The 5480-nt window shown below is 70.4% G+C and carries 5 protein-coding genes and 1 pseudogene; 1 reads left to right on the top strand and 5 read right to left on the bottom strand.

What is annotated here, in order from left to right:
• The 4 genes from ACZ573_RS38230 to ACZ573_RS38245 form a co-directional block, all read right to left on the bottom strand.
• Positions 1-869 (bottom strand): MFS transporter (locus tag ACZ573_RS38230; protein ID WP_471313524.1); only part of this gene is annotated, 869 nt, incomplete at its 3' end.
• Between the two features lie 70 nt (positions 870-939).
• A complete protein-coding gene (locus tag ACZ573_RS38235; RefSeq protein WP_471313528.1) occupies positions 940-1911 on the bottom strand; it encodes a ParB/RepB/Spo0J family partition protein in 972 nt (323 codons plus the stop codon).
• A gap of 200 nt (positions 1912-2111) precedes the next feature.
• The gene (galU, locus tag ACZ573_RS38240) at positions 2112-3017 is read right to left on the bottom strand and encodes a UTP--glucose-1-phosphate uridylyltransferase GalU (protein WP_471313531.1); all 906 of its coding nucleotides are present in this window, start codon (positions 3015-3017) and stop codon (positions 2112-2114) included.
• 57 nt (positions 3018-3074) lie between these two features.
• Positions 3075-3713 (bottom strand): TetR family transcriptional regulator, encoded by a 639-nt coding sequence (locus ACZ573_RS38245; RefSeq protein ID WP_471313535.1) that lies wholly within the window; start codon positions 3711-3713, stop codon positions 3075-3077.
• Positions 3714-3991: 278 nt separating this feature from the next.
• Here ACZ573_RS38245 and ACZ573_RS38250 point away from each other — a divergent pair, with 278 nt between their 5' ends.
• Positions 3992-5191, top strand: coding sequence for an IS701 family transposase (locus tag ACZ573_RS38250; protein WP_471313538.1), 1200 nt, complete (start codon positions 3992-3994; stop codon positions 5189-5191).
• Between the two features lie 113 nt (positions 5192-5304).
• Here the strand turns inward: ACZ573_RS38250 and manB are convergent.
• Positions 5305-5480: pseudogene (manB, locus tag ACZ573_RS38255) on the bottom strand (phosphomannomutase/phosphoglucomutase); the annotation flags it as partial.

Consider the following 5480-nt stretch of genomic DNA (forward strand, 5'->3'; position numbering starts at 1 on the left):
TTGCCCCACGCCACCGTCTTCTTCTTCAGCACCGACACCGGCACCAACGGAGCGGCACTCTTCGACTCGACCGCATAGAACACCACCAGCAGGACGACACCCGCCGCCAGCCACGTCAGCGCACTGCCCGAGCCCCAGCCGTGCTCACCGGCCTGCGTCAACCCGTAGATCAGCGCGAGCAGACCCAGCGTCACCGCCGTCGCGCCCGGCAGGTCCAGCTTCGGACGCACCGACGGACGCGACTCCTTGATCACCGCAGGAGCGATGAACAACACCGCCAGAGCCACCGGCACATTGATGAAGAACGCCCACCGCCAGGACAGCAGATCCGTCAGGACACCGCCCAGGATCGCGCCCGTCGTGAACCCCGCCGACATCAACGCACCATTCAGACCCAGCGCCTTCTGACGCAACGGCCCCTCCGGGAACGAAGTCGTCAACAACGACAGACCCGCCGGAGTCACCGCGGCCGTCGCCAGACCCTGGAACACACGCGCCACCAGCAGCATCTCCGGACTGTTCGCCAGACCACCCGCCAACGACGACAGACCCAGCACCGCCAACCCGACCAGGAACAGCCGGCGCCGCCCGAACAGATCCGCCACCCTGCCGAACAGCAGAGTGAAACCAGCAGCACACAACGCGAACGACGTCGCGATCCACTGCAGATTCGACAACGAGAAACCGAGCCCGTCACCGATCACCGGCAACGCCACATTCAGAATCGAGAAATCAACCGCCAGCATGAACTGCGCCACCAGCAGCACCACCAGCACCAACCGCAAACGCCCATCCAGACGAACGGGCCCCTCGGCTCCTCCCCCCTCCCCTGAACCCGCGTCAACACGCGCTCCCTCGACAACCGACATCGCCATACATCCTTTCGATCACAACTGAGGCCTTCGGGCACGAAGGCCGGTACACGCCGGGCAAGCCGGCTCAGGCAGGGGTGTGCTCCGAGGCCCGGCGCCGGAGTTCTTCGGACAGTTCCTGCCAGTCCCGTGCGCACTGGGCGGCCGCGGCGGCCGCCGTCTCCACGCGGTACGGGGGTATCGCGGCGACGATCCGCTCCCACTGGCGCAGTCCGCTCACCTGGAGGTCGAGCATGCGGAGCAAGAGCCTGCCCGCATCGCTCAGCCTGAGCAGGGGGTCCTTGCACAGGCTGGTGACCAGTACGGGCAGTGGCTGCCCCCGGACCCGGGCGGGGATCGGAGGCGGTGCGGGGACCGGGGTGTTGCCGGAGCGCCGCTGGGCGGCCGGTACGGGGTCCGCGCCCGCTCCGATCCGGCGCCGTACGTCCCGCACGGTCGAGGGCGCGATGCCCGCCTCCCGCGCGATCTGCCGCAGCGACGCGGTGGGACGGCCGGCCAGCAGCCGGGCCGCGGCCTCCCGGCCGCGGACCGGGTCGGCCGGCCGGACGCGGCCGTCCTGGCCGACGCGGCCCGGTGGGGCGGGCCCCGGTGTCCCGCGGCGTCGTAGTGCCCCGACGGTCTTGCCCGCCAGCCCGGTCCGCCGCGCGATACCACGGTCGGACCAGTCCGGGTGGGACCGCAGAATCCGTAGCGCCGCGGCGGTCCGTTCCGCGTGGGTCAGCGGGAGCCCGTGACTGATGTTGGCCTCGACCGAGAGCACGAACGCGTCATCGGCGCTGCCGTCGAAGTACGTCACTCCCACCGTGGCCTGCCCGCGCAGTACGGCGGCCCGCAACCGGTGCGTGCCGTCGATGATCCGCATGGTCGGGCGGTGCACGAGCAGCGGTGGCAGCGTCCGGCCGGATTGCGCGAGGGCCTGTGCATGGCTCTCGTCCACCTGGACGGTGCGAGGGGAGTCCGCGGCGAGCAGTGCGCCGACCGGTACCTCGGACGCGGCGTCGGGGGTTGGCGTCGCGTACCGCGGGTTCGGCTTGTCCATGAAGTTCACCTCCTTCAGTGCACTCGGTGCTTCGGGCGCCGCTCCGTTCGGTCGGGCGGCCCCGGGGAAAGAAATTACGTAATTACCGTTCGGTAACCAATCGCGAGGCCTAACCCCGCTGAGATCTGGGCAAGTTGACGAAGGAGTGCCAGGTGGGGTGGGCGACCGGGGAACTTCCGCGGTCGCCCACCGAGCGGCGCTCAGACCCCCACGAGCTCCTCCGACCTCACGAACTCCCTTAGCCAGGCGAGGAATTCGGGGCCGAGGTCCGCGCGCTCGCAAGCGAGCCTGACCGTCGCGCGCAGGTACTCGGCGCGGTCCCCGGTGTCGTAGCGCCTGCCGGAGAAGACGACGCCGTGCACGGGCCGTCCGGCCTGGACCAGCGTGCGCAGCGCGTCCGTGAGCTGGATCTCGCCGCCCCGTCCCGGATCGGTGTTGCGCAGGACCTCGAAGATCTCGGGGTCGAGGAGATAGCGGCCGATGATGGCCAGGTTGCTGGGCGCGGTACCGGGCTCCGGCTTCTCCACCAGCTCCGTGATGCGTACGCCGTCACCGCCCGCCGGCCGCTCCACCGCGGCGCATCCGTACTGGTGGATGGCCTGCGGGTCCACCTCCATGAGGGCCACGACACTGCCGCCGAGCCGTTTCCGCACCTCGGCCATCCGGGCGAGCAGGGGGTCGCGCGGGTCGATCAGGTCGTCGGCCAGGAGGACGGCGAAGGGCTCCCGGCCGACGTGGGGCGCGGCGCACAGGACGGCATGCCCGAGGCCCTTGGGGTCCCGCTGGCGCACATAGTGGATGTCGGCGAGTTCGGTGGAGGCGCAGACACTCCTGAGTTTGTCCTGATCACCCCGGCGCTGGAGGGCCTCCTCCAGCTCGTAGTTGCGGTCGAAGTGGTCCTCCAGCGGGCGCTTGTTGCGTCCGGTGACCATGAGGATGTCGGACATCCCCGCCGCCACGGCCTCTTCCACCACGTACTGGATGGCCGGCTTGTCGACCACCGGAAGCATTTCCTTCGGGGTGGCCTTGGTCAGCGGGAGGAAACGCGTGCCGAGTCCCGCGGCGGGGATCACTGCTTTGGTTATCCGGTGAGGTGTGGAATTCATGCCACCGACGCTAGGGCGCACCGGGCTCCACCGGCTTGAATTGCCGTGCTTTTCTTCCTACTTGGGCATTTCCGGGTCCGTCGGGGCAGCGATGCCCCGGCGGATGAGCCGCCACAGTTCCCTGAGCTCACCGGTCACCGCGCCAGGAAGTTCACCCCGGCCCCGGCGTACCCGGGTGACGACACCGCCCACCAGATGCGCCGTCAGCAGGGTGACCGGGCACGGGTCGACCTCGGGGTCCAGCTGGCCCTGCTCGGCGGCCTGTTCGAGCAGCTCCTTGACATCAGGGAGCCAGCAGCCGCACCAATCGGGGCCGGCACCCGCCCGTTCCTGGGTCAGCCGCGCCGCGGCGCGCACGGCCGCGTCCGTCTCGATCAGCCGGCCGAGAGCGAGGACGAGCGCGGACACGGTGTCCAGCGCCGGACCGCCACGGGCCGTCACCCCCTCGACCACCCTGCGGGTGGCCGCGCGCCCCGAATCCTCGACGGCGGATGCCAACTCCCCTTTCGCCGCGAAGTGAAAGGTGAGCGCACCGATCGAAATTCCGGCGGAACGGCTCAGCCGGGAAAGCGAGGTCCCGTCGTACCCGTTGCGGTCGAATTCAGCGGCAGCCACCGAGATCAGATGATTACGGGTACGTACGCCGCGCTCTTGCTTCACCACTGCACTATCACTGCCATCCAGGTCGTTCCTCACTCGCCATCGCGCCCCGCGGCACCGCACGGAGATGGCCACCTCCAGCGTCGCCCCGGTACCGACCGCCGACAACGCCGACTTGACGAAGAAGCGCCCATGCCCCGCCTCCCGGAGGACGGCCCGGCACGGCTGCGGCACGGGCGCCGCAGGTCTCCGGATCCAACGTGCCGAAGTCGTGGGCGGGGCGCCATGGGTTCGCTAGAAAAAAAACGAACGTTCTGTATTCTATGACTACTACCGACGGCGCACGCCGACGTCCGCAGTGGAGGGGGAAACAGATGACGACACGGACGAGGACCAGAGCCCTGACTGCCGGTGACACCGCCCTGGCCGACTTCACGGAACGCCTCTTCGGTCACTTACCGAGGGCCGACCAGCGGCGCTGGGCCCGGGTCTACCTGCAGGGGCTGCTCACCACTCCGGGGAAGAAGTCCGTACGCAGGCTCGCGGCGTCCGTCACCGAGTCGCCCACCGCCTCCCAGTCCCTGCAGCAGTTCATCAACGCGAGCCCCTGGGACTGGAATCCGGCCCGCACCGAACTGCTCCGGTGGGTGGAGGAACGGCACCCCGTGCGGGCCTGGACCATCGGGCAGGTGTGCTTCCCCAAACGCGGTGAGCACTCGGTCGGCGTGCACCGCCGCTTCGACCCCGTCGCCGGACGCATCGTCAACTGCCAGTTGGGCTACTGCCTCTTCCTGTCCCTGGACGGCATGAGCGTGCCCGTCGACTGGCGGCTGGCACTTCCGCAGGCCTGGGTGGCGGATCCCGTCCTGCGCCGTCGGGCACGCATTTCTCCCGAGGCCGTCCACCAGGCCCCGGAGGCGCTCGTACTGGAGCTCGTCGACTCGATCGCCGCGCGTACCTCGTCGGCGCATCCGCCCGTGGTCGCCGACCTGAGCCGCCTCGGCGGCGCCGCGGGCGCGCTGATCGGCGTGCTCGGCCGCCGCGGGTACGACTTCCTGGTGTCCGTACCGCCTACCCTCACGGTCCGCGCCGCCGCCCTGACGCACGGCGTCGATCCCGCGCGCACGCCCGGGCGCGGCGGGACCACCGCGGGAGACTTCGCCCGGCTGGGCAACACCAGCCACCCGTACACCGCGCCGCGCGTCGGACCCGACGCGCGTGCGCGGCGACAGCGCATCCACTCGGCGCTGGTCCGGGTGCCGGAGGGGGAATCGGCGGGGCGGGGGGCGCAGCAGATCTACCGGCTGTTCGGCGAACGGCCGCCGGGCCGGCGGGGCGGTGGGCCCGTCTGGCTCACCAATATGAACCGCCACCGGATGGACGACCTGCTGCACCTGGTGCAGCGGTCGGCCGGGTCCATCGCGGTGCTCGGCTCACTGACCGACGAGTTCGGGCTCCTCGACTTCGAGGGGCGGTCCTTTCCGGGCTGGCACCATCACATGACGCTGATGTCGGCGGCGTACGCGTATGCGTATACCTGTGCGGTGCGGGAGCCCGGACGGCGGTCAGCCTGAGGGGTCCGGGCGGAACCCGGCTTCGCCGGGCACCGGGCTCCGCCCGGACCCCGCGCCTCAAACGCCGGCGGGGCTTGATTGGGCGGAGCCGGGCTCCCGAGTGCCGCAGCGCCTCAGGCGCGGATGAGGGCCAGGGCCTCGTCGCGGATCCTGGCCAGGGTGGCCTCGTCACGGGCCTCCACGTTCAGGCGCAGCAGGGGCTCGGTGTTGGAGGCGCGGACGTTGAACCACCAGTCCTCGCCCGTCACCGTCAGACCGTCCAGCTCGTCCAGGGTGACGCCCTCACGGG

This window comes from Streptomyces sp. NPDC040545 (assembly GCF_055595065.1).